Raw genomic sequence first — 17,484 nt, forward strand, 5'->3', positions numbered from 1 at the left:
CATGAATCATTTCAACTTTAAATCTTTAACTTTTTACGGAGTAGCAATAATTTCAGTGCAACTGTTGTTTAAAACTGTCAGTGCTTACGGAGAAACAAATCTTAAAGCTCCTCCTGCAATTAGCGGTCGGTATCATTTAACCTTGTCAGAGAATTTGCCTAACTGTGAAAAATCGGATACTCTAACGTTAAACATTCAGCAATCGGGTATTTACTTAAATGCCTCTGTATTACCGGCAAACGCTAACGCCGATACTGACGAAAAGCACTCTCTGGCAGGCATCTTCCGAAATCAACAGTTAAATTTATCTGGGAAAGTTGGTAAATCAATCCTTTGTAATATTCCTCGCCCCCAAAATGATCCTCTGAACTCAGTCACAATTCAAATGCAACTTGTGGATAAAGGTAATATGACAGGTCAATTAACCGTAAATGGTATTCCACAACCTCTAAAATTTACTGCTGTGCCTCAAAAAGCTAATTGAATTGGGAGTGGGTACAAACGCGATTCATCGCGTCTTAGGGATTGTGAACGCATTATATGGGTTTTATGGAGCAGATAAAAAGAATGGATCAGGGACTAAAGACTAGGCAATTGTGTCAATGGCGCAAACAACAATTTAACATCAGTCTATTAGGCTTTTGTGCAGCGATCGCGCTTGAAACTTGCACTACTGCTGCTACACCAGTAGCAAAGCTCGAAAATTGGCGTTTTTCCTCCAAGACACAGCAACTCGAAATCACCCTCTCAGCAAGCACAACCCCCCGTTATTTCTACCTAGCCCAACCCTCCCGTCTAGTTGTAGATATACCGAATACTAAGTTGGGCAAAGTTCCCATACAACAAAATTATTCTGGAGCAATCAAAAGCATTCGCGTTTCTCAACTGAACGCAAATGACACACGCATTGTCCTAGATTTAGCACCAGGGACTGTTTTAAATCCCAAACAGATACAACTGCAACCGGTTTCTCGAAAAAACTCCACTCGCTGGGTATTACGTCCGGTTATTTCTAGTAAAACTACTGCCGTAAAACCAGGGAATTCCCCATCTTCGCCCAAAAAACAACCTCAAACAGCCAAAAAGCCATCTAGTAACCTACCTGTAACTACTACTAATCTACAAGCACCTTTACTCACAGCTCCGCCTATATCAAATAACCTACCCTCAACAATTACTAATAGCTCAGGGCAGCCTTTTGTAACCGTACCTCCCTTAAATCCCAATACATCCTCTCCACAACCTGCTTTGATTCTTCCCCCTCCTTCTTTCCCAAATCAACCCAGTAACTTGAATAGCATTCCTCCTTTAGGTATGTCAGAATTTCCAGTTCCAACAATCCCCAATCTTCCCAATCCCCAGGTAATCGAATTTGGTCAACCTTTACCCAAAACCCAATTCAAATAGGGCATGAGGCATGGAAAATCAAACCAATGCCCCATACCCTAATTTGGATATTTGTCCAATTAGCAACTATTACCTTTCTCCAACTAACTCCTTCACCTTGTTGATGATGCCGACTGGATCGATACCTTGATATGGGTACTGTTCCCACAAACCGCCGCAACCTTCTTTATAAGTTCCAAGATGGGCATATTTGGGAGTCAACCCCCGCTCTAGCAGCCAGGAACCGAAACGGCTGCCTAAACCAGTGCGACGGTTGAAGGGTTCTACTACAAGCACAAAAGGAGCATTACCAACTTTGGTAATTATTTCTTCATCAATGGTATTTAAAGTTGGTTTGTTAATTAAACCAACGTCTAGCCCTTCTTGCTTAAGACGCTCTACAGAATCAACGGCACGGTAGAGAGCATCCCCAAAACTAATAATGTAGCCTTGCGTCCCTTCTCGTATAACCTCATCTTTACCGGGAACAAATTTGTAACCACTTCCAAAGAAGTCATTGCCGTTGCTGTCCTGAATATTGGGCACTTTAGAACGGGTGGAGAAAATAAACCGCAGTCCAGGGTCAAAAAACACAGCTTTTACACAAGCTGTCATCTGATTATTATCTGCCGGGAAGTACAACTGTGTTGGGTAGCCATCATCCAAGCCATTGTCGGCAAACATATTATTTATACCAAAGTGGCAGCTGTTATCTGCCATGTCATCTATACCCGCATGGGAAAAATGACACAGAACATTGGAATAGTTCAGCCGTGCCATCGTGATTTCTGAGATACACATTTCTAAGAAGGCGCTGAAGGTCGCAAAAATACCTTGCTTGCCCTCGTCCATCCCGAATCCAGCCGCAGCAGAGAAGTTGCTCCGTTCCATGATGCCGGAGGAAATAAATATTTCTGGGTATGTTTCATGAATTTTCTTCAAACCGCAGGAGCCTTCTAGGTCGCTATCAATGACCTTGACTTTTTCTTTACGCTCCGTCTCACTCATGCGACTGAGGACACCCACCACGGCTTCACCAAACACACTACGGTTAGCACCCCATTTGTCACCAGAACCTAGAAATGTATACGTTTGTTTCGGTTTCTCAATACTTTTAAGGTATTCGACAGCCGCAGTTTGTCCGCGAGATTCTAGATACTTAACTGCTAAATCTACAGAAATTACATCATGACCATGAATGGAACCTTCTAAGCCTTCAATACCAGGACACATCGGACGTTTATTAATAATAGCGATCGCTCCGGGAGTATTCACAGCTTCGCTTATACGATGGTATAAATCGTCTAAGTCTTCACCGTCTCCCTGAATAACCTTCAAACCGTGGCCTTCTAAGGTTTTGGCGACACTAAAACCAGGTAAATATTTAGAAGGATGTCCAGCGATCGTTACATCATTGTCATCAATGAGCAGCTTGACATTGAGATGTTGAGCAACAGCCAAGCGAGCAGCTTCGGCATCGTTACCTTCTTGTTGCGATCCATCAGAACCGAGACAGAAAACAGCCTTGCCTGGATTCGCCATTGCCACACCATTGATGTAAGGCCAAATATGGCCCAAGCGCCCAGAACTAAATTTCACACCAGGAGTTAGTTTTAGTTCGGGGTGTCCCGGTAAATTGGAATGTGCTTGCCGATAACGTAAAAGTTGCTCGGCAGGTAAATCACCATGCAACGTTGCCATCAGATATTGGGTGGCGACTCGATGTCCTGCCTCATCAAAGAAAATCGGTACAAATTGCTCCGATGCTCCTCGGAAAAAGGCATCAAGGATCATCACCTCTGGCACTGTATCATAAGGCCCACCAGTATGGCCGCCCACTCCGCTAGCCGCGCCAGTCGCTGTAAAAAAGACGATCGCATCTCGGCAAAGTTGAATATTCGCTTTGAGAGTATCTCGTTGTTCAGCAGTAAGGCTGGAATTTGCGGGATTGAGCGCTAAAGGTTTGTAAGCACTGAGGTCGATTGGAAATTGGGTATTAATAGTAGTCATGGTTTATTGATTGAATAAAAAACAATTTGAACAGACAGGACGCGCGATCGCACTACAAAAAATCGTTAAAACCCCCATTGGGCAACAATTATCCAAGCTCAAGCCAACCACTCGGAACCATTGTGGAACCGTGTGATTTCATCAAAAGCAAAAATCAATACATTCAATTGTGCATGAATGTGCTTGAATTCAATTGAAGTTACGGATTACCGTACAAGAACTTGCATATCAATAAGTATAAACTCACAAACATGCAATTTCAAGTTCAAAAACGCAATTTCAGGAAAATTAATTATGCTAACTGCTGAACGACGACAATTCATCTTAGAAATACTGCGTCGTGATAAAAAGGTACTTTCGACAGAACTTAGTGCTGTTCTCAAAGTTTCTGAGGATACTATTCGCCGGGATTTGCGAGAACTGGCAGAAACTGGACTATTGCAACGCGTTCACGGGGGAGCGCTCCTTAAATCCCCAGCCACCGCCAGTTATGCCGACCGTCAAAAGCAAGCGCCAAAAGAAAAGGAAGCGATCGCTCGGACAGCAGCAAAATTAGTTTGTACAGGACAGGTGGTGATTTTAGACGGAGGTACAACAACTCTCCAAGTAACCCGTCATTTGCCCCTAGATTTGCACGCAACAGTGATCACAAATAGTCCGCCAATAGCAGTTGCTTTAGCAGAACATCCCCATATAGAGGTTGTGATGTTAGGTGGACAACTCTACAAAAAAGCCTTGGTGAACGTGGGTACTGTCACGATTGAGACATTACGGATGATTCGTGCAGATTTGTGCATGTTGGGAGTTTGCAGTTTGCATCCAGAAGTTGGGATTAGTGTACCTAATCTAGACGAAGCCCACGTCAAACGAGCCATGATTGCTGGCTCGGCAGAGGTAGTAGGATTAGTGACAGCAGAAAAATTAGACACAGCAGCTCCTTATCTAGTGGAGTCTATTCGTGCCCTGACTTACCTAGTAACTGCACCTACAGTATCTAATAATATGTTGAGTGCCTACAAAGCTTTAGGTTTGACCATTATACGTGATGAGTACGAATGATCTGATAAAGGCAGATGCGATCGCTAGGGACTGGGGATTGAAAAAGGGAATAGAGTACAGATTATTCCCTGTTACCTGTCACCTCTTCCCTAACCCCAATTCCCAAATCTAAAATCTGTCAGTTTCTTGAGGTGTTCCAACTGCTCCTGGTTGAGCCGTAAAAAAGTTTTGAGCAGCTTCATTCTGATATATACACCTAATATCAGGTTTGTCACTGTCCAAATTACCTGTAAAGCCAAAGGTGTTCAGGCGATTTTTGCACTCATTTACTTGCTCAGATGTCACCAACTTACGTTGCTCTAAAAGCGCCCAGTTATTTTGTCGGATTACGCATCCAGGACGCATACTCGGCTGGGCAACATAGACATTGAAGGGGTTGAGAGTGACGAACAGTCGAGCGTCCATCACCATCGCGCTGGCTCCATACTGCACGCAAATTTCAGGGTTAGGTGCTTTCAAATCAATGAATTCACGAGAAGCCACATTTGATGGAGCTAACGTGGTTGTAGAACTAAAAGCAATGCCAATGCCAATTCCCAAAATCAACACCCCTCCCATAATTGCGATGGTGAAGAGGTTAAAAATTGGGGATTGGAAAATAGAGGGTTTAGAAGTAGTAGCCGATCTACCAGTAGGTTTACGTCTCATTGTTGCTTAATCACCTTCACGCCGATTAGGAAGGGAGTGGTCTAAAGTTTTCTCCCTCTTTCAGTATGCCTATTCTTAACTGTAATTGTCTGCCACTTTTTGGTCAGTCTTCTTCTTAAATGATAAAAGTAGTAACTTATATAGATATCTGGACAGAATTTCAACCTTGTCGGTTATTGTTTCCATCTTGAAGAATTGATGAGTATTTTATTTATTTGTCAATTAAGGAATTGTTATTAACTTTATTCTGCTTCACATGCAAATCACAGAGTAACTGTTTTTAAGTTTTACATTGAATTTTATTAGGTAATTATAGCATATTTTTGATATTTATTAGATAGTATTGATTGAATTTGCATAAATGATCCAGTCATCATGCATGGATTATCTAGCTTTTTGTTTGTAATTTGGCGAAAATTTTGAGCGAAGGAAACCTTTGCTTATAACTTTTCCAGACGAATTTTTCGTATTCGTATGAGATATTTTTGTTACCCCTAGTAATTGATATGTCAAACAAAATAAATTAAAATTTAAGAAAGTTTTAATAACTAATTAGAAACAAGTGGCATCTCAAAGAGCGTTATTCTCAAGCAAGAAGTTCAAAACTTCGCAACTTCAAATTTTTCTAGCTGATAGTCTGACTATTTTTTGGGGAGATTGGTTAGATTTACGTGTCAGAATCTTACCAGTTGCTGCATCAGGCTTAATATCCCCACTGATATATATTTTAGCTTTTGGCTTGGGTTTGGGTAGTTCCATCAAACCCGGCTCAGGGATTAGTGGTAACTATAACAACTATTTAGAGTTTATATTACCAGGGATGGTGGCGCTATCGTCAATGACGGTTAGCTTTGCTGGAACGACATTCTCGATTTGTGGAGATAGACTATTTACTAAAACCTTCGAGGAATTGTTGTTAACTCCTATACATCCCTTAGCTTTGTACATTGGAAAAATGTTGGCGGGAGTAGTACGAGGGTTGATGACATCGGCTTCAGTGATTTTGGTAGCAGTCCTGTTGACTGGAAACTGGAATTTTCTCAACCCACTATTTCTATTGTTGGTAGTGCTGAATTGTTCGGTATTTGCTGGGTTAGGGGTGATTGTGGGTTTGAGTGTGCGATCGCTCGAATCAGTCGGACTCTACAACAATTTTATAATTATCCCCATGTCATTCTTAGGAGCGACCTTCTTTGACCCTGGTACATTACCATCAGCCCTCAAAGTCGTAGTTTACCTGTTACCACTCACCTACGCCAGCATCGGACTGCGTGCGGCTGCCCATTTACCCTTGTCTCAGTTTCCTTGGTACAGCATACCGATTTTGCTAGTGATTGCGATCGCTCTTTCTTTGTGGGGTGGTTATAGATTCGCTCACCAACAAGATTAAAATAATTTGTAATTCGTTAAAGCCTTTATGACAATCTGTGCTTTAACTTTTGCATCTTGTAGTTTTCGACCCAGCATTATTGAAATGGTGATTGAAGTGAGTCATTAGTCATGAGCAAATGACTAATGACGCCACGTGCTTCACTTGGGGAGACCCCAAGACCGCAGTGGCTCACCAATGACAAAGGACTAACTAGCTAAGAGAGTTTTTTCTAGAGAAGTCCAACGGAAGGCGCGATCGCCACCTCTCTCAATGACTACTCTTACTCGTGGTTCTAACTGAGGCAAATTCGTTAAATACTCAAGTTCCTCATTGGAAAGAATATGCCCTTCAATAATCCACAACACCAGCCCCTTAGACTTTGGTGGTAGCTGTTCTAGATGAGAATTGATAATTGGTGGCAAGTAGTACACATGACCTACTGCTGCACCACTACCAGTGCTTTTTTTACCAAGATGAGGAGGTCTGACTCCATGAATTCTTGTGAGATACGCAGCTACATCACCCAGTCCCTTGGCGGTAATATGGAGGGTAGTATAGCCAGCTGCGCGTAGTCGGCGCTGATATCGACCTTCATAACCCCCTTCCAGAGGTACATATACCCCAAGAGCGCCAAATTTTTCCAAATCGCGGATTAAACCATTGCCAGTGGTAATTAGTGCCATAGATTTTCGTCTTATCCCACTTAGATATCTCTATTATTTACCCTGAACCGATAGATTAAAAGCATTTTTTTGGGAATTGGGCATTGGGCATGGCGCATTGGTTATTAATTCTTGTCCCTCACTCCCCCTGCTCCCCACTTTCCAAAAATAACTCTATAAATTACTAGACAAACATAAATAAATAATTTATATTATTAGATTGTGACCAAAGACGCAAATTAGACTAGCTTCTTACTGTCATTTTGAGATAGTGTTAGCATCAAAAGCTGATGACTCAATCCAAATTGGATAATCTAACTCAGATTGATCATAGACTGGTAAACTAAGAAAGCTTTCAGGTCAACATTGGAGCTTATGGACGAAGAATTAAAGCCAATCCAAAGCTCCAGAGTACATTTACTCCTGTGCCTCTGAAAAAGCAGGCGAAATCTTAAACAATAGTTTAAGGTGTTTAAGGAAGTGAAAACTGAGCAGCAATGTTGGTTTAATGGCATTACGTCAGTCTCAGTTAATGGATACTGGGTGGTAAAAACCGCTTAAGTCCAACTGCAACACGGCAGTAGCCAATCTCCGGGAAGCCGTCTTATGGGCGTCTAAAAATCGGAAAACCCGCCGACAGCGCTGCCTCCAGAAAGTGCCAGAGCAATTGCTTGGACGAAAGCATTGCTGCACACAGCTTTAAGCTGTAGCGCCTTGCATTGATTCCAGAAGTTACTCCTTCCCAACGGGAAGAGACTTGTGGCTGTTCTGGTGATCTAGTGAGTGAAGCTAAACAAATTCACCAAGCAGTACGGACACGGTTTGTTGTGTCCGAAAGCATTTGGAGCGGTTTATTTAAACCATTCCAAATTTCGCAGGCTAACCCAGCCTAAACTGATGCGTACAAAGCGTGTCCTCTAGAGTCCAATTCCAAGGTCAGCAAGTAGAAAGGAGAACCAGTTACTGTGTCTGTAGGTATTCTCGGCACCAAGCTGGGCATGACCCAAATATTTGACGAAGCAGGAGTAGCTATTCCTGTAACTGTCATTCAAGCAGGGCCATGCACTGTTACACAAGTTAAAACAAAACAAACCGACGGTTACTTTGCCATTCAAGTTGGTTTTGGCGAAGTCAAACCAAAGGCACTAAACAGACCACTACTGGGCCATTTAGCTAAATCATCTGCCCCAGCATTGCGTCACCTAAATGAATATCACACCGAAAGTTCTGGTGATTATGCTTTAGGTCAAGAGATTAAAGCAGATATTTTTAGTGCAGGTCAAATTGTCGATGTAGTCGGCACAAGTATCGGTCGCGGCTTTGCGGGCAACCAGAAGCGCAACAACTTTGGTCGGGGGCCTATGTCCCACGGTTCTAAAAACCACAGAGCGCCGGGTTCTATTGGTGCTGGTACAACACCAGGTCGTGTCTATCCAGGTAAGCGGATGGCAGGCCGTTTAGGTGGCAAACGGATCACAATCCGTAAGCTGACCATAGTTCGAGTTGATGCAGAACGCAACTTATTACTTATTAAGGGAGCAATTCCTGGTAAACCGGGCGCTTTAGTAAGTATTGTGCCTGCAAAAACAGTGGGATAGTCAAAAGTCATTAGTCAAGAGTCATTAGTCATTAGTCATTGGCTAAGGACAAATGGCAAAAGACAAATGACAAATGACAAGTGACAAAGGACAAATAACAAAGATGGTTGAAAGCGTAGTTAAAAATTGGCAAGGAGAACAGGTCGGCGAGACGACCTTTGAGTTGCGCACTGCCAAAGAAGAAACAGCATCTCATATTGTACACCGCGCCTTAGTCCGGCAATTGACTAATGCTCGTCAAGGAAATGCCAGTACAAAAACTCGTTCAGAAGTCAGAGGCGGTGGCCGTAAACCTTGGCGACAAAAAGGTACTGGTCGCGCTCGTGCAGGGTCTATTCGTTCGCCATTGTGGCGTGGTGGTGGTGTAATCTTTGGGCCAAAACCTAGAGACTTCAACCTTAAGTTAAATCGCAAAGAGCGACGTTTAGCACTGCGGACAGCATTTGTCAGCCGCATTGAGGATTTGATCGTAGTAGAAGAATTTAGCACCGAGCTATCTCGCCCGAAGACTAAAGAATTAGTAGCAGCGCTTGCCCGTTGGGGAGTAGTACCAGAAAGCAAGTCACTGTTAATCTTGTCTGAAATTGCGGATACAGATAATGTTTATTTGTCAGCCCGCAACATTGAAAATTTAAAACTAATTGCAGCCGACCAGCTAAATGTTTTTGATTTACTGCACGCTGACAAAATTGTAGTTACGGCATCAGCCCTAGAAAAAATTCAGGAGGTCTACAGTGCCTAGCTTTGACCCCCGCGACCTTGCCGACTTAGTACGTCGCCCAATCGTCACCGAAAAAGCGACTATTTTGATGGAACAGAATAAGTATACCTTTGAAGTAATTCCAAAGGCATCTAAGCCAGAAATCAAGGCTGCGATCGAAGACTTGTTTCAGGTCAAGGTTGTAAAAGTCAACACCACCCTACCACCGCGTAAAAAGCGGCGCGTTGGTAAATTTATTGGTTATAAACCCCAATATAAGCGAGCCATTGTTACCGTCGCACCTGGGGATGAAGACAAGATTAGACAAGTTCTATTCCCAGAAGTCTAGGAATTTTAGATTTTAGATTTTAGATTTTAGATTGAGGAGTTTACTCAATAAGTCCCCAAGATGGTCGCAATTAGTTAAACACTCATTAAATCCAAAATCCAAAGTTCAAAATCCAAAATTAAGTAAATCCAAAATCCAAAATCCAAAATAGATTATGGGTACTCGTTCTTATCGCCCTTATACCCCCAGTACTCGCCAAGTTACAGTTTCTGACTTTGCGGAAATCACAAAAACCGAGCCAGAAAAATCCCTAACTACCTCGAAGCATCGCGCCAAAGGTCGGAATAATACTGGGCGGATTACTAGTCGTCGCCGGGGTGGCGGACACAAACAACTTTACCGAATCATCGATTTTAAAAGGGATAAACATAATATTCCTGCCAAAGTCGCAGCAATTGAATACGATCCTAACCGCAATGCCCGAATTGCCCTTTTGTATTACCAAGATGGCGAAAAACGTTATATCCTCCATCCCAACGGGTTGAAAGTTGGAACAATAATTATTTCTGGGCCTGAAGCTCCTTTTGAAGATGGTAATGCTTTACCTCTTTCAAAGATTCCCTTGGGTACTGGTGTTCACAACGTAGAACTGACTCCTGGTAAAGGTGGTCAAATTGTGCGTGCTGCTGGTGCTAGCGCCCAAGTTGTGGCAAAAGAAGGTAATTATGTAACTCTCAAATTGCCTTCAGGAGAAGTCCGCTTGATTCGGCGCGAATGCTACGCCACCATTGGGCAAGTAGGCAACACCGATGCAAGAAACCTGAGTGCAGGTAAAGCAGGGCGCAATCGCTGGAAAGGTCGCCGTCCTAAGGTTAGAGGAAGCGTCATGAACCCAGTGGATCACCCACATGGTGGTGGTGAGGGTAGGGCACCTATCGGTAGATCAGGGCCTGTTACACCTTGGGGTAAACCCACATTGGGCGCGAAGACACGCAATCGTAAGAAACTTAGCAGCAAATTGATTATCCGTCGTCGCCGTAAGTCTTCTAAACGCGGTCGCGGTGGTCGTGAGTCTTAAAGAGTTAGGAGTTAAGAGTTATAAGTTGAGAGTAAAATCTAACTCCTAATTCCTCACTCATCATTCCTAAATCCTAAATCCAAAATTGAACTATGGGTCGTTCTCTAAAAAAAGGTCCTTTCGTTGCGGATCATCTCCTAAAGAAAATTGAAAAGCTCAACGACAACAACAGAAAAGAAGTTATTAAAACTTGGTCAAGAGCTTCGACAATTTTGCCTCTAATGGTAGGTCATACCATAGCTGTTCACAACGGACGCCAACACGTTCCAGTTTTTGTAAATGAACAGATGGTAGGTCACAAATTGGGTGAATTTGCCCCAACACGCACCTACAGGGGTCATGGAAAAAGCGACAAAAAAGCGGGTAGGTAGTCATTAGTTATTAGTCATTAGTCATTAGCTAAAGACAAGTGACAAATGACAAATGACAAATGACAAAATTGGAGAAAATTATGGCTACTAATACTACTGAAGTAAAAGCGATCGCTCGTTTTATCCGCATCTCGGCCTATAAAGTGCGTCGGGTACTCGATCAAATTCGTGGGCGATCGTACCGTGAAGCGTTAATTATCCTAGAATTTATGCCCTATCGCGCTACTGAACCCATATTGAAAGTTCTCAGAAGCGCTGCTGCTAATGCCGAACACAACGCTGGGTTAGATCGAACTCAACTAGTGATTACTCAGGCTTATGCCGATCAAGGGCCATCTCTGAAGCGATTCCAACCAAGAGCGCAAGGTCGAGCTTACCAAATTCGCAAACCGACGTGTCATATTACTGTGGCTGTTGGAGCCGCCCCAGAAAAATAATCACGTTTACACGAATAAATTGGGTAAAGTAAGAAATTTTAGAGGAAGCATTCGTGGGACAGAAGATTCATCCAGTTGGTTTTCGCCTGGGTATTACACAAGAACATCAATCCCGTTGGTTTGCTGTTCCTGATCGCTATCCAGAACTTTTACAAGAAGACCACAAACTGCGTCAATATATAGAACAAAAGTTGGGTAGGCAGGCTCAAAACAACGCCGGAATTTCCGAAGTGCGAATTGAGCGCAAAGCCGACCAAATCGACTTAGAAGTACGTACCGCTAGACCAGGTGTAGTAGTGGGTCGTGGTGGTCAAGGTATCGAATCCTTGCGTACCGGACTCCAAGGGTTGTTGGGTAGTAATCGTCAAATTCGCATTAACGTAGTTGAAGTCCAACGAGTTGATGCTGATGCCTATCTAATTGCCGAATATATTGCTCAACAATTAGAACGTCGGGTTTCCTTTCGGCGCGTAGTGCGGCAATCAATTCAACGGGCCCAACGCGCTGGTGTCCAAGGTATTAAAATCCAAGTTAGTGGTCGGCTCAACGGTGCAGAAATTGCCCGGACAGAGTGGACTCGTGAAGGTAGAGTACCTTTACATACCTTACGGGCTGATATTGACTACTCTTATTGCACAGCAAAAACTGTTTACGGCATTTTGGGCATCAAAGTATGGGTGTTCAAGGGAGAAATTATTCCTGGACAGGAACCAGATCCGCTACCACCAGCAAGCCGCGAACGCGATCCCCGCGATCGTGGAGATCGCGATCGTGAACCCCGTCGTCGTCAACAACAACGTCGTCGCCAGCAATTTGAAGACCGCTCAAATGAAGGATAAAAGGGGAATGGGGCATGGCGCATAGAGAATTGACAATGCCCAATGCCCAATGCCCAATGCCCAATGCCCAGTACCTAGTAGCCAATCATGTTAAGCCCTAGAAGAACTAAATTCCGCAAACAACAGCGCGGACGGATGGAGGGACTAGCCAGCCGTGGTAGTACCCTTAACTTCGGTGATTTTGCGCTGCAAGCGCAAGAACCGGCTTGGATTACCTCGCGGCAAATCGAGGCTTCCCGTCGGGCAATGACTCGTTATATTCGTCGGGGTGGACAAATCTGGATTCGGATTTTCCCTGATAAACCTGTAACCATGCGTCCTGCTGAAACCCGGATGGGTTCCGGTAAAGGTAATCCAGAGTTTTGGGTAGCTGTAGTTAAACCAGGACGAATTTTGTTTGAAATCGGTGGAGTTTCTGAAGAAATTGCCCGTGAAGCAATGCGTTTGGCTTCATTTAAACTGCCAATAAAAACTAAGTTTATTGTGCGCTCTCAACCACAGGAGCAGGAGTAACTTATGCCTCTTCCCAAGATGTCAGAAGCTAGAGAATTAAGTGACGAGAAGCTTTCTGATGAAATTGTCGCTATTAAAAGACAACTATTTCAGTTGCGCTTGCAAAAAGCTACAAGACAACTAGAAAAGCCTCACCAGTTCCGACAAATGCGACATCGCCTAGCCCAGTTGCTAACGCTAGAAACAGAACGCAAACGGGCAGCAAGTCAATCGGCTAAAGAAGAAAAGTAGGAGATTATGGCAGTTAAAGAACGAGTTGGCTTGGTAGTGAGCGATAAAATGCAAAAAACTGTGGTAGTAGCCATAGAAAACCGCGCTCCTCACCCCAAGTACGGCAAAATTGTGGTTAACACCCAACGATATAAAGTTCACGACGAAGAAAATAAGTGTAAAGTAGGCGATCGCGTTCGCATTCAGGAAACTAGACCCCTGAGTAAAACCAAGCGCTGGAAAATCACAGAAGTCCTGAACGTCAAGCCTACTTAAACCTCATCGTTGTTAGAAATTAACAACATTACAAGGGAGAATAATTGTGATTCAACCCCAGACTTACCTGAATGTCGCAGATAATAGCGGTGCCCGCAAACTAATGTGCATCCGCGTTTTAGGCGGAGGCAATCGTCGTTATGGTTTTATCGGCGATAAAATTATCGCCGTTGTCAAAGATGCTACACCCAACATGGCTGTAAAAAAGTCTGATGTTGTGGAAGCAGTAATTGTTCGCACTCGGAAAGCTGTAAGTCGTGACAGTGGCATGAGTATTCGCTTTGATGATAATGCTGCTGTGATCATCAACAAAGACGGTAATCCCAGAGGTACACGGGTTTTTGGCCCAGTTGCTCGGGAACTGCGCGATAAAAACTTTACTAAAATTGTTTCTCTGGCTCCGGAGGTGCTTTAATGGCAACCAAACAAGGTACGCCCAAAGTATTCCACAAAATGCACGTCAAAACTGGCGACACCGTACAAGTGATTGCTGGCAAAGACAAAGGAAAAGTTGGTGAAATTATCCAGGCACTTCCCCAACTGAGTAAAGTCATCGTCAAAGGTGTCAACATTAAAACCAAGCACGTCAAACCCCAGCAAGAAGGGGAATCAGGGCGGATTGTCACCCAAGAATTCCCGATTCATAGCTCTAACGTAATGCTTTATTCTACTAAGCAAAATGTTGCCAGTCGTGTTTGTTATACCTTTACCTCAGAAGGCAAAAAAGTTAGAAAACTCAAGAAAACTGGCGAGATTCTGGATAAATAGTTATTAGTCATTGGCCATTAGTCATTAGTTATAAAGACAAATAACAAAAGACAAAGGACAAATAACGAAGGACAATAAAAGTTCCCTGACCAAGCCCAGGGATATCAGGACAAAAAACTATGGCGACAACAAGACTCAAAACCTTATATCAAGAGACAATCGTCCCCAAACTGATCAATCAGTTTCAATATACCAACGTTCATCAAGTACCGAAGTTGGTAAAGGTTACTATTAACCGGGGTTTGGGTGAAGCAGCTCAAAATGCGAAGTCGCTGGAAGCATCCATAAACGAAATTTCAGTGATCACTGGTCAAAAACCAGTGGTGACACGGGCGAAAAAGGCGATCGCTGGCTTTAAGATTCGTCAAGGGATGCCTGTAGGGATCATGGTTACTCTCAGAGCCGAACGGATGTATGCCTTTTTCGACAGACTAGTTAGCCTGTCACTACCCAGAATCAGAGATTTTCGCGGCGTTAGCCCTAAAAGCTTTGACGGACGCGGTAATTATACTCTAGGTGTCAGAGAACAGCTAATTTTTCCAGAAGTCGAATACGACAGCATCGATCAAGTACGTGGTCTGGATATTTCCATCATCACCACAGCAAAAAACGACGAAGAGGGACGCGCCTTACTTAAAGAATTAGGAATGCCCTTTCGCGATCAATAAGTTCATCTATAGAGGGAACGATGGCGGCTAACGACACAATTGCAGATATGCTGACGCGCATCCGCAATGCCAACCTGGCGCGGCATCAAACTACACAAGTGCCAGCTACAAAAATGACCCGGAGCATTGCCAAAGTGCTACGGGAGGAAGGCTTTATTGCTGAAATCGAAGAAGCAGAAGAAGGGGTAAAACGCAATCTAGTGATTTCCCTGAAATACAAAGGTAAAAACCGTCAGCCTCTGATCACTGCCTTAAAGCGAGTGAGTAAGCCTGGCTTGCGTGTTTATTCCAACAGAAAAGAATTACCAAGAGTACTAGGCGGCATTGGCATTGCCATTATTTCTACATCCAGTGGGATTATGACTGACCGCGAAGCGCGGCGTCAGAACTTGGGTGGCGAAGTACTTTGTTACGTTTGGTAGTCATTGGTCATTAGTCATTTGTCATTAGTGAAGGACAAAGGACAAAGGACAAATAACAAAGGACAAAAAGTCATGTCTCGTATTGGTAAACGTCCAATTACTATTCCCGCCAAAGTTCAAGTGGCGATCGATGGTACGAATATTGTGGTGAAAGGCCCGAAAGGAGAACTTTCTCGCACTCTCACACCTAATGTCTCGCTCTCTCAAGAGGGAGACATATTACAGGTAAATCGTCGGGATGAAACTCGTACCTCAAAGCAACTGCACGGCTTGAGCCGTACTTTAGTTGCCAACATGGTTGAGGGAGTTTCCCAAGGTTTTCAACGCCGTTTAGAAATTCAAGGTGTTGGTTACCGGGCACAAGTTCAAGGGCGTAACCTAGTTTTGAATATGGGTTATAGCCATCAAGTGCAAATTGAACCACCAGATGGAATTCAATTTGCTGTAGAAGGTACCACTAACGTCATTGTCAGCGGCTATGACAAAGAAATCGTAGGCAACACAGCCGCCAAAATTCGTGCCGTTCGTCCACCAGAACCTTACAAAGGTAAAGGTATTCGCTATGCCGGTGAAGTGGTCAGACGGAAAGCTGGTAAGACTGGTAAGGGTGGTAAGAAGTAGAAATGAAACTTACTCGTAGAGAATCAAAAAACCGTCGTCATCGACGCGTTCGTGGCAAAGTTATTGGCTCTCCAGAACGTCCGCGTTTAGCGGTATTTCGTTCTAATGAGCATATTTATGCCCAGATAATTGATGATACTCAACATCAAACCATCGTGGCAGCATCGACTGTAGAACCAGAGTTGAAATCTAGTTTAGCGTCAGGTGCAAACCGCGATGCATCTGTGCAAGTTGGTAAATTGATTGCAGTGCGATCGCTAGAAAAAGGCATCACCAAAGTAGTCTTTGATCGCGGTGGTAACTTATATCATGGTCGTGTCAAAGCATTAGCTGATGCAGCACGCGAAGCTGGTTTAGATTTCTAAAGTCATTGGTCATTAGTCATTGGTCATTAGTCATTAGTGAATAACAACTGACTTTGGACAAATGACAAAAGACAAAGGACAACTGACAAGTGACATTAAAAGAGCACTAAATTATGGCAACAGAGCGTAAAAGTAGAACAAAGCGTGCCAAAAAAGAAGAAACCACTTGGCAAGAACGGGTTATCCAAATCCGACGCGTAAGTAAAGTGGTCAAAGGTGGTAAAAAACTCAGCTTCCGAGCGATCGTTGTTGTCGGTAACGAACGTGGTCAAGTTGGTGTTGGAGTAGGCAAAGCCTCAGATGTAATTGGCGCCGTTAAAAAAGGCGTAGCCGACGGCAAAAAACACCTCATTGATATCCCTATCACCAAATCTAACTCTATCCCTCATCCCATTAATGGTGTTGGTGGCGGTGCGAAAGTGATGATGCGCCCAGCCTCACCTGGTACTGGGGTAATTGCTGGTGGTGCTGTGCGGACTGTGTTGGAATTGGCAGGAGTTCGTAACGTCTTAGCCAAGCAACTTGGCTCTAACAATCCGCTCAATAATGCTAGAGCCGCAGTCAATGCCTTATCTACACTGCGGACTCTTTCTGAAGTCGCAGAAGATCGCGGTATTCCTATTGAAAGTCTCTACATTTAGTAGAGTCCCACTTACAGAGCTTTTGTGTAAACAAGAACTAATTACATCATGAGACTCAACGATGTTAAGCCGCAAAAAGGCTCAAAGAAACGCAAGAAGCGTGTAGCCAGAGGTATTTCTGCCGGTCAAGGTGCCAGTGCTGGTTTAGGTATGCGAGGTCAAAAATCTCGTTCTGGTAGTGGCACTCGTCCAGGTTTTGAAGGTGGTCAACAGCCATTGTACCGCCGCTTACCTAAGCTGAAGGGCTTTCCGATTGTTAATCAGAAGATTTACACTACGATTAATGTAGAGAAGCTAGCCTCTCTTCCTGCTAATACGGAAGTAACTTTGACCTCCTTGAAAGCCGCAGGCATCCTGACTGCTGTCAAGGGGCCATTGAAAATTTTAGGTAACGGGGAATTGAGCATTCCGCTCAAGGTACAAGCGGCAGCTTTCACAGGTTCAGCTCGTAGCAAAATTGAGGCAGCTGGTGGTAGTTGTGAAGTCTTATGAGTGAGCCGGAACAGCGCACTTAAATGGAAGCCAACTCGCTGTCAGCGCCTGGTTCACTA

26 protein-coding genes are annotated in these 17,484 nt (G+C 43.8%); 23 read left to right on the forward strand and 3 right to left on the reverse strand.

The features are described from left to right. Position 1: 1 nt before the first annotated feature. Positions 2–484, forward strand: coding sequence for a hypothetical protein (locus RMZ43_RS12920; protein ID WP_322654901.1), 483 nt, complete (start codon positions 2–4; stop codon positions 482–484). 83 nt (positions 485–567) lie between these two features. Further along, a complete protein-coding gene (locus RMZ43_RS12925; protein WP_322654900.1) occupies positions 568–1,407 on the forward strand; it encodes an AMIN domain-containing protein in 840 nt (279 codons plus the stop codon). A gap of 69 nt (positions 1,408–1,476) precedes the next feature. Here RMZ43_RS12925 and RMZ43_RS12930 read toward each other — a convergent pair whose 3' ends face one another. Continuing rightward, positions 1,477–3,396: a transketolase C-terminal domain-containing protein gene (locus RMZ43_RS12930; protein ID WP_322654899.1), complete on the reverse strand. Its 1,920-nt coding sequence runs from the start codon at positions 3,394–3,396 to the stop codon at positions 1,477–1,479. Between the two features lie 10 nt (positions 3,397–3,406). Here RMZ43_RS12930 and RMZ43_RS12935 point away from each other — a divergent pair, with 10 nt between their 5' ends. Together RMZ43_RS12935 and RMZ43_RS12940 are read left to right on the forward strand one after the other, a co-directional pair. Beyond that, a complete protein-coding gene (locus RMZ43_RS12935) occupies positions 3,407–3,532 on the forward strand; it encodes a hypothetical protein (RefSeq protein WP_322654898.1) in 126 nt (41 codons plus the stop codon). 158 nt (positions 3,533–3,690) lie between these two features. Next, positions 3,691–4,455: a DeoR/GlpR family DNA-binding transcription regulator gene (locus RMZ43_RS12940; RefSeq protein ID WP_109011917.1), complete on the forward strand. Its 765-nt coding sequence runs from the start codon at positions 3,691–3,693 to the stop codon at positions 4,453–4,455. 108 nt (positions 4,456–4,563) lie between these two features. Here the strand turns inward: RMZ43_RS12940 and RMZ43_RS12945 are convergent, their stop codons facing one another. Further along, a complete protein-coding gene (locus RMZ43_RS12945; RefSeq protein ID WP_322654897.1) occupies positions 4,564–5,103 on the reverse strand; it encodes a DUF3172 domain-containing protein in 540 nt (179 codons plus the stop codon). 562 nt (positions 5,104–5,665) lie between these two features. Here RMZ43_RS12945 and RMZ43_RS12950 point away from each other — a divergent pair. Beyond that, positions 5,666–6,493: an ABC transporter permease gene (locus tag RMZ43_RS12950; protein ID WP_322654896.1), complete on the forward strand. Its 828-nt coding sequence runs from the start codon at positions 5,666–5,668 to the stop codon at positions 6,491–6,493. Between the two features lie 188 nt (positions 6,494–6,681). Here the strand turns inward: RMZ43_RS12950 and RMZ43_RS12955 are convergent, their stop codons facing one another. Further along, positions 6,682–7,158: an NAD(P)H-quinone oxidoreductase subunit N gene (locus tag RMZ43_RS12955; RefSeq protein ID WP_322648088.1), complete on the reverse strand. Its 477-nt coding sequence runs from the start codon at positions 7,156–7,158 to the stop codon at positions 6,682–6,684. A gap of 944 nt (positions 7,159–8,102) precedes the next feature. Here RMZ43_RS12955 and rplC point away from each other — a divergent pair. The 18 genes from rplC (at position 8,103) to rplO (ending at position 17,425) form a co-directional block, all read left to right on the forward strand. After that, the gene (gene rplC / locus RMZ43_RS12960) at positions 8,103–8,735 is read left to right on the forward strand and encodes a 50S ribosomal protein L3 (protein WP_100901240.1); all 633 of its coding nucleotides are present in this window, start codon (positions 8,103–8,105) and stop codon (positions 8,733–8,735) included. A 103-nt stretch (positions 8,736–8,838) separates the two neighbouring features. After that, on the forward strand, positions 8,839–9,477 hold the full coding sequence (gene rplD, locus RMZ43_RS12965; RefSeq protein ID WP_109012752.1) for a 50S ribosomal protein L4: 639 nt from the start codon (positions 8,839–8,841) through the stop codon (positions 9,475–9,477). Next, complete coding sequence (locus RMZ43_RS12970; protein ID WP_069070779.1) at positions 9,470–9,784, forward strand: 50S ribosomal protein L23; 315 nt, start codon at positions 9,470–9,472, stop codon at positions 9,782–9,784. The genes rplD and RMZ43_RS12970 overlap by 8 nt, the downstream gene beginning before the upstream one ends. Positions 9,785–9,938: 154 nt before the next feature. Next, positions 9,939–10,802 carry a 50S ribosomal protein L2 gene (rplB, locus tag RMZ43_RS12975; protein WP_322648085.1) on the forward strand — a complete coding sequence of 288 codons (864 nt, stop codon included), beginning with the start codon at positions 9,939–9,941 and terminating at the stop codon, positions 10,800–10,802. A 92-nt stretch (positions 10,803–10,894) separates the two neighbouring features. After that, positions 10,895–11,173 (forward strand): 30S ribosomal protein S19, encoded by a 279-nt coding sequence (rpsS, locus tag RMZ43_RS12980; protein WP_012410721.1) that lies wholly within the window; start codon positions 10,895–10,897, stop codon positions 11,171–11,173. A gap of 80 nt (positions 11,174–11,253) precedes the next feature. Beyond that, positions 11,254–11,610 carry a 50S ribosomal protein L22 gene (gene rplV / locus RMZ43_RS12985; protein WP_100903154.1) on the forward strand — a complete coding sequence of 119 codons (357 nt, stop codon included), beginning with the start codon at positions 11,254–11,256 and terminating at the stop codon, positions 11,608–11,610. Positions 11,611–11,663: 53 nt separating this feature from the next. Further along, entirely contained in the window at positions 11,664–12,449 is a 786-nt protein-coding gene (gene rpsC / locus RMZ43_RS12990) for a 30S ribosomal protein S3 (RefSeq protein ID WP_322648084.1), read from the forward strand. A gap of 87 nt (positions 12,450–12,536) precedes the next feature. Next, positions 12,537–12,962 (forward strand): 50S ribosomal protein L16, encoded by a 426-nt coding sequence (gene rplP, locus RMZ43_RS12995; RefSeq protein ID WP_069070775.1) that lies wholly within the window; start codon positions 12,537–12,539, stop codon positions 12,960–12,962. Positions 12,963–12,965: 3 nt separating this feature from the next. Continuing rightward, a complete protein-coding gene (rpmC, locus tag RMZ43_RS13000; protein ID WP_322648083.1) occupies positions 12,966–13,193 on the forward strand; it encodes a 50S ribosomal protein L29 in 228 nt (75 codons plus the stop codon). 6 nt (positions 13,194–13,199) lie between these two features. Further along, on the forward strand, positions 13,200–13,448 hold the full coding sequence (gene rpsQ, locus RMZ43_RS13005; RefSeq protein ID WP_100901244.1) for a 30S ribosomal protein S17: 249 nt from the start codon (positions 13,200–13,202) through the stop codon (positions 13,446–13,448). 46 nt (positions 13,449–13,494) lie between these two features. Next, positions 13,495–13,863, forward strand: coding sequence for a 50S ribosomal protein L14 (gene rplN, locus RMZ43_RS13010; RefSeq protein ID WP_012410715.1), 369 nt, complete (start codon positions 13,495–13,497; stop codon positions 13,861–13,863). Continuing rightward, positions 13,863–14,216 carry a 50S ribosomal protein L24 gene (gene rplX / locus RMZ43_RS13015; protein ID WP_109011925.1) on the forward strand — a complete coding sequence of 118 codons (354 nt, stop codon included), beginning with the start codon at positions 13,863–13,865 and terminating at the stop codon, positions 14,214–14,216. Before rplN ends, rplX begins: the two co-directional genes overlap by 1 nt. A 119-nt stretch (positions 14,217–14,335) precedes the next feature. Beyond that, positions 14,336–14,884, forward strand: a complete 549-nt coding sequence (gene rplE / locus RMZ43_RS13020; protein ID WP_229450952.1) for a 50S ribosomal protein L5 — start codon at positions 14,336–14,338, stop codon at positions 14,882–14,884. A gap of 20 nt (positions 14,885–14,904) precedes the next feature. Then, positions 14,905–15,306, forward strand: a complete 402-nt coding sequence (gene rpsH, locus RMZ43_RS13025) for a 30S ribosomal protein S8 (protein ID WP_109011927.1) — start codon at positions 14,905–14,907, stop codon at positions 15,304–15,306. A 72-nt stretch (positions 15,307–15,378) separates the two neighbouring features. Next, on the forward strand, positions 15,379–15,927 hold the full coding sequence (rplF, locus tag RMZ43_RS13030; RefSeq protein WP_322648082.1) for a 50S ribosomal protein L6: 549 nt from the start codon (positions 15,379–15,381) through the stop codon (positions 15,925–15,927). 2 nt (positions 15,928–15,929) lie between these two features. Further along, on the forward strand, positions 15,930–16,292 hold the full coding sequence (gene rplR / locus RMZ43_RS13035; protein WP_322648081.1) for a 50S ribosomal protein L18: 363 nt from the start codon (positions 15,930–15,932) through the stop codon (positions 16,290–16,292). Between the two features lie 113 nt (positions 16,293–16,405). Beyond that, positions 16,406–16,933 carry a 30S ribosomal protein S5 gene (gene rpsE / locus RMZ43_RS13040; protein ID WP_109011930.1) on the forward strand — a complete coding sequence of 176 codons (528 nt, stop codon included), beginning with the start codon at positions 16,406–16,408 and terminating at the stop codon, positions 16,931–16,933. A gap of 48 nt (positions 16,934–16,981) precedes the next feature. Then, positions 16,982–17,425: a 50S ribosomal protein L15 gene (gene rplO, locus RMZ43_RS13045; protein ID WP_229471862.1), complete on the forward strand. Its 444-nt coding sequence runs from the start codon at positions 16,982–16,984 to the stop codon at positions 17,423–17,425. The last annotated feature ends 59 nt before the right edge of the window (positions 17,426–17,484 follow it).

Origin of the sequence: Nostoc sp. CmiVER01 (genome assembly GCF_034531135.2) — a bacterium.
Lineage (GTDB): Bacteria > Cyanobacteriota > Cyanobacteriia > Cyanobacteriales > Nostocaceae > Nostoc.

Bases quoted from the DNA above. Each gene is read 5' to 3' on its own strand.
- RMZ43_RS12920 (WP_322654901.1), top strand. From the start codon at position 2: ATGAATCATTTCAACTTTAAATCTTTAACTTTTTACGGAGTAGCAATA.
- RMZ43_RS12925 (WP_322654900.1), top strand. From the start codon at position 568: ATGGATCAGGGACTAAAGACTAGGCAATTGTGTCAATGGCGCAAACAA.
- RMZ43_RS12930 (WP_322654899.1), bottom strand. From the start codon at position 3,396: ATGACTACTATTAATACCCAATTTCCAATCGACCTCAGTGCTTACAAA.
- RMZ43_RS12940 (WP_109011917.1), top strand. From the start codon at position 3,691: ATGCTAACTGCTGAACGACGACAATTCATCTTAGAAATACTGCGTCGT.
- RMZ43_RS12945 (WP_322654897.1), bottom strand. From the start codon at position 5,103: ATGAGACGTAAACCTACTGGTAGATCGGCTACTACTTCTAAACCCTCT.
- RMZ43_RS12955 (WP_322648088.1), bottom strand. From the start codon at position 7,158: ATGGCACTAATTACCACTGGCAATGGTTTAATCCGCGATTTGGAAAAA.
- rplD (WP_109012752.1), top strand. From the start codon at position 8,839: ATGGTTGAAAGCGTAGTTAAAAATTGGCAAGGAGAACAGGTCGGCGAG.
- rplB (WP_322648085.1), top strand. From the start codon at position 9,939: ATGGGTACTCGTTCTTATCGCCCTTATACCCCCAGTACTCGCCAAGTT.
- rpsS (WP_012410721.1), top strand. From the start codon at position 10,895: ATGGGTCGTTCTCTAAAAAAAGGTCCTTTCGTTGCGGATCATCTCCTA.
- rplV (WP_100903154.1), top strand. From the start codon at position 11,254: ATGGCTACTAATACTACTGAAGTAAAAGCGATCGCTCGTTTTATCCGC.
- rplP (WP_069070775.1), top strand. From the start codon at position 12,537: ATGTTAAGCCCTAGAAGAACTAAATTCCGCAAACAACAGCGCGGACGG.
- rpmC (WP_322648083.1), top strand. From the start codon at position 12,966: ATGCCTCTTCCCAAGATGTCAGAAGCTAGAGAATTAAGTGACGAGAAG.
- rpsQ (WP_100901244.1), top strand. From the start codon at position 13,200: ATGGCAGTTAAAGAACGAGTTGGCTTGGTAGTGAGCGATAAAATGCAA.
- rplX (WP_109011925.1), top strand. From the start codon at position 13,863: ATGGCAACCAAACAAGGTACGCCCAAAGTATTCCACAAAATGCACGTC.
- rplE (WP_229450952.1), top strand. From the start codon at position 14,336: ATGGCGACAACAAGACTCAAAACCTTATATCAAGAGACAATCGTCCCC.
- rpsH (WP_109011927.1), top strand. From the start codon at position 14,905: ATGGCGGCTAACGACACAATTGCAGATATGCTGACGCGCATCCGCAAT.
- rplF (WP_322648082.1), top strand. From the start codon at position 15,379: ATGTCTCGTATTGGTAAACGTCCAATTACTATTCCCGCCAAAGTTCAA.
- rplR (WP_322648081.1), top strand. From the start codon at position 15,930: ATGAAACTTACTCGTAGAGAATCAAAAAACCGTCGTCATCGACGCGTT.
- rpsE (WP_109011930.1), top strand. From the start codon at position 16,406: ATGGCAACAGAGCGTAAAAGTAGAACAAAGCGTGCCAAAAAAGAAGAA.
- rplO (WP_229471862.1), top strand. From the start codon at position 16,982: ATGAGACTCAACGATGTTAAGCCGCAAAAAGGCTCAAAGAAACGCAAG.